This is a genomic window from Kosmotoga sp. (assembly GCF_982836095.1).
The window spans coordinates 1-3,891 of record NZ_CEYIHJ010000170.1 but is presented as its reverse complement, the minus strand read 5'-3'; the positions used below and the strand labels follow the sequence as shown (position 1 = coordinate 3,891).

At 41.5% G+C, this 3,891-nt stretch carries 3 protein-coding genes and 1 pseudogene; 2 read left to right on the top strand and 2 right to left on the bottom strand.

What is annotated here, in order from left to right:
* Positions 1–1,065: TrpB-like pyridoxal phosphate-dependent enzyme (locus AC3LHT_RS09415; protein WP_488662710.1), on the top strand; the 1,065-nt coding region annotated here is incomplete at its 5' end.
* A 24-nt stretch (positions 1,066–1,089) separates the two neighbouring features.
* Here AC3LHT_RS09415 and AC3LHT_RS09410 read toward each other — a convergent pair.
* Together AC3LHT_RS09410 and AC3LHT_RS09405 are read right to left on the bottom strand one after the other, a co-directional pair.
* Positions 1,090–1,629, bottom strand: coding sequence for a flavodoxin family protein (locus AC3LHT_RS09410; RefSeq protein WP_488662709.1), 540 nt, complete (start codon positions 1,627–1,629; stop codon positions 1,090–1,092).
* 14 nt (positions 1,630–1,643) lie between these two features.
* Positions 1,644–2,065 (bottom strand): annotated as a pseudogene (locus tag AC3LHT_RS09405) (flavin reductase family protein).
* 640 nt (positions 2,066–2,705) lie between these two features.
* On the opposite strand from AC3LHT_RS09405, the gene AC3LHT_RS09400 reads away from it, so the two are divergent.
* On the top strand, positions 2,706–3,891 hold a 1,186-nt coding region (locus AC3LHT_RS09400), incomplete at its 3' end, for an InlB B-repeat-containing protein (protein ID WP_488662708.1).

The following is a 3,891-nucleotide window of genomic DNA, read 5'->3' as shown; positions in this document are numbered from 1 at the left end:
GTGCTCGATGAATACGTCGTTTTCAGGCCCACTCCCCTTATCAGGGCGAGTTTTTTGGAAGAGTATCTTGAAACGCCAGCCAGAATCTACTACAAATATGAAGGAGTCTCACCTACAGGCAGCCATAAGACCAACACAGCACTGGCACAGGCCTATTTCAACGCCAGAGATGGAATAAAACAGCTTGTAACTGAGACAGGAGCTGGTCAATGGGGCAGTGCACTCTCTTATGCAGGTGCGAAGTTTGGGTTAAAGGTTCAGGTATTCATGGTGAGGATCAGTTACAACCAAAAGCCCATGCGCAAGTATATGATGCAGCTCTTTGATGGCAGCGTTCAGAAAAGCCCAAGCCTGAATACAAAATGCGGGCAGGAATACTTAAAAGAAGATCCAGAACATCCAGGATCTTTGGGAATAGCAATTAGCGAAGCCATTGAAACCGTTTTGAAAGATGGGAACTCCAGATATTCCCTTGGGAGTGTTTTGGATCACGTATTACTCCACCAGACGGTAATCGGGCAGGAACTGAAGAAGCAGCTTGCAATGATCGGTGAAATTCCCACGGTAATAATAGGCTGCCATGGTGGCGGATCTAATTTTGGCGGGACCATACTACCTTTTATACCAGAAAAGCTTGATGGCGAAGATATAAGATTTCTGGCTTGTGAGCCTGAATCTTGTCCCACGCTGACTAAAGGGGAGTACAGGTATGATTTCGGTGATTCTTCTGGATTCACGCCACTACTTAAAATGTACACCCTTGGAAAGGATTTTGTGCCTCCAAAAATACATGCGGGTGGGCTTCGCTATCACGGTTCAGCCCCCATAATAGCCAGATTACTTAAAGAAGGTCTCATAGAAGCAGAGAGTTTTCCACAGGAAGAAACTTTCCAGGCAGCAAAGATCTTCTCAAAGGTGGAAGGCATAATTCCCGCGCCTGAATCAGCCCATGCTATCGCAGGTGCAATAAGAGAAGCGAAAAAAGCGAAGTTATCACGCAAAAAAGAAGTAATTGTGTTTAACCTCAGTGGTCATGGCCTGCTTGATCTTTCAGCTTACGCCTGAGAACCGCCCCTAAAGGGGCGGTTTTTAAATCTTCATAATCAGTGATTTTGCCCAGTCTTGCGCTTTTTTCAGGTTTGATTCGAGATTCATTGAAACATTTTGAAAGTCTATTACGTCTATCACCACACTGGATTCAAGCTCCTTTTCCATAGTTTCAAAAGTGCTCCCTATCATCCCTTCGTGGGTGCAGAAGAAAGCGACTTTTTTTCCTTCAAGAGATACTTTGCTGAAAAAAGAATTCAGGGGTGGTGCGTAGTTTAAAGACCAAACCGGTGTACCGACAATTACAAGGTCATAGTTCGATGGGTTCAGTTCAAAATCCTCCAGAGCTGGTGCTTCATTCATATCAACAGATTCTACTCCCCAGATATATCTGACCTCCCCTTCTGGGATCTCTAATTCGTCCATTCTATCCGGGCTCTCGGCGTGTTGATAGTATCTCTTTTCCGCTTCGGATTTTGTTACCAATCTCAACACATCAGCTTTGATTGTAGAAGCTATTTCCTCCGCTATGGCTTTTGTTCCTTCGTCCATTGAATAGAAAACCACCAGGGCTTTTTTCATATAAGTTCCCCCATTCAATCCCGAAAATCGAGATTCAATATTTTGTGTTCTCCGTAGAGAAGAGGTCTCTCATCATCAAACAATTTCTGGTAAACTACTTCACCAACGAAGATCGTATGATCGCCAGCATCAGTTTTTCCCTTTGTAACGCATTCTATATATGCCAGTGTTCCAGGTACAATGGGTGTGCCAGAACAGCTTAGATCGTAATCGAGCCCAAGAAATTTATCCGTATCACTGCCACTCTTCGAGCCAAAAAGACTTACAAGGCCTTCGGCTTCAGGCTTCATAATGCAAACCCCAAACCGATCCGTCTCATTCAAGAGAATGTGAGAATACCTGTTTTTCCAATAGAAATGGCAAGCATAGGTGGATCAATGGAAACTCTTGTAACCCATGCCACCGCAATGCCATTCAGCTTCTTCCCCGCTTTCATGGTAACGACAGTAGTGGTTGAATAAATCTTTCCCAAAGCATCCACTCTTTCACCCCCTCTGTATTTTAGCAGTAAATTTCATGTCATCAAAACAAAAAATATCGAATTATATCTTGGCTAAAAATATAAGCCTTAACAGCTGTAATGAGGCAGATTAAATAAAACGGGATTAAATCCCTTTTAATGAATTTATACAATAACCACTATATAGATTAGTACCTTACACTGATATTTTCAAAAGAACCATATGGGCTTAAAAAGCCAATCACAACATACTGCTAGTTCAGAGACTTTTAAAGCCCTGTTCTGAAAAGGCTTTCAGAAATATGTTAACTTCTACTTGATTCTCTTTTCCATGAAAAATCTAAAAAAATGTTTATAAAAAATGTATAAAAGCCTGTCTATTATCTTTCATAATTAATGTAGAGTAAAGAGTGCTTATGTATATTTATCATCTAATTCATTATCATTATGGAATGAAGGGTAAGAGCTAAAAGGTGTTTCGACAAATAATTCTGGGCAATTTTCTTATAAAGATTACCCGGTCTTAACCTCACGAATTCGACAATTGTGATAGATTTAAATTGATGTATAAATTTATAGATTAAATCAAATGTTTAATTTTTAGGAGGTGTCACGTATGAAAAAGGTATTATTTGTACTGTCTGTGGTGACGTTGCTGATCCTTCTTGCGGGCTGTCCCTCGATCCAAAAGGGATACACCCTATCTATAGGCGCTGATTACCCTGGAGTAACCGTAACCATTGACGGTGAAACTTATACCACCCCGGTATCTTTGAATGTCTCCGAAGGCCCTCATATCATTGAAGTAGTATCTCCTCCTGTAGAGATTGACTATTCATCTAAAGACGTATCACAGCTGCCAGAAAGCACTTATGAATTTGTAGGTTGGGAAGATGGATCATCCGACAACCCCAGAGCATTAAACGTAATCGGCAATACCAGCTTAAAAGCCCTTACAGCAACGCGATATCTTGTCTATACATACTCGAACCCCTATGGTTTAGCAAGCATACCTGGAACAGGATTCTACGTTTCAGGATCTACAGTAACTTTCAAAGCTCCCTATGTTGAGGGTTATGTTTTTGACAAATGGTACGTGAACAACGTTGTAGTTAGCACCAATGAAACGCTCCAGCTAAAAGTCGATTCCATGAAAATTGTCATAGGAAGTTACAAAAAAGCCGATTCAAGCACTATTCTAAAGGTAGAAACCGATCCTTCCGCCCTTAAAATATCTGTGGATGGTTCAGAGTACCTTTCGCCAAAATCGATTTATGTCGAATCCGGAAGTAACCACACAATAGAAACTGTTTCACCCCAATATAAGGATCTTTCCAACTATGTCCCGGGAAATGATGTCATGCTTGAGTTTAATTCCTGGGAAGATGGCAGTACTGAGCTCTCAAGATCCGTTGTAGTTAACAGCTCAATAACGTATAAAGCCAATTTCGATACCTCCTATAAGGTTCAGGTTGAAGCTGACCCCGATTCTGTGGTTATCTCCGGTTCTGGCTGGTACTCATCTGGTAAAACTCTCAACCTGAGTGCTCCCAGCGTTGATGGTTATCTCTTCGATCACTGGGAAGTAAACGGCTCAGTTTTCAGTTCTGAAAGCTCAATAGAAATATCGGTGGATTCACCAAAATTGATCAAAGCCATTTACAAGAAGATAATACCCACAAAAGAGCTTACTGTTCAAACAACCCCCGAAAAGTTGGCGGTTACTGTAGATGGAAAATCCTATATGTCACCTGCTGTCATAACAGTAGATGAGGGCACTACTCATACAGTGAGTGTGGAAC